This is a genomic window from Thioclava arctica (assembly GCF_040892615.1).
Lineage (GTDB): Bacteria > Pseudomonadota > Alphaproteobacteria > Rhodobacterales > Rhodobacteraceae > Thioclava > Thioclava arctica.
Window position 1 is genome coordinate 1 of the sequence record NZ_JBFRYC010000080.1, and the last position, 243, is coordinate 243.

At 65.8% G+C, this 243-nt stretch carries 1 protein-coding gene; it reads right to left on the reverse strand.

From position 1 onward, the window contains the following. Positions 1–243, reverse strand: a 243-nt coding sequence (locus AB4874_RS20005; protein ID WP_368393326.1) for an AAA family ATPase, incomplete at both ends; no start/stop codon positions are given.

A 243-nucleotide genomic window follows, 5' to 3' on the forward strand; every position in this document is an offset into this window, starting at 1 on the left:
GCAGACCAGATTGCGCGGTTGCCCACCCCTTTTCCGTGCCCGAGATCCGGAAGCCTGCGCTGCCAGCACCGACATCGATCATGCGCACCGGCAGGCCGGCAAGCTCGGCCAGCTTGCGCGCGTAATGCGATTTCCCGATGCCGGGCGGCCCCACAAGAATGACCGGAGGCAATGTAAGGCCGCGCCCACCGGACGCCACATGCTGCAGCATCTGGTGCATGATCCAGGTCGAGACCTCGCGCA